Genomic DNA, 248 nt, shown 5'->3' on the forward strand with positions numbered 1-248 from the left:
TGGCGCCGAGGGCGTCGAGGCGGCCGGCGTCCTGCACGATCTTCGCTTCGATCGTGGTGGCGGGAATCGCCGCCGAGAAGCTGTGCGCCTCGATCGCATGCGCCACGGCGTCCAGCCGGTCTACGGGAAAGCCGATCCGCGCCAGCTGTTCGCGCGCCAGCGCGGCCGAGCGGCGCGAGGCCTGGGCGCGGTCCGGGTCGTCCTTCGGCAGGTTCACCAGGTCGTGCAGGTAGCTGGCCGCCATCACG

The 248-nt window shown here is 72.6% G+C and carries 1 protein-coding gene; it reads right to left on the reverse strand.

The annotated features are described in order from the left end of the window. A partial coding sequence (locus KVT32_RS30990) for an HD domain-containing protein (protein WP_217619522.1) occupies positions 1-248 on the reverse strand: 248 nt, incomplete at both ends.

The organism is Achromobacter sp. GbtcB20 (assembly GCF_019091095.1).
In the GTDB taxonomy this organism is placed as follows: domain Bacteria; phylum Pseudomonadota; class Gammaproteobacteria; order Burkholderiales; family Burkholderiaceae_B; genus Achromobacter; species Achromobacter mucicolens.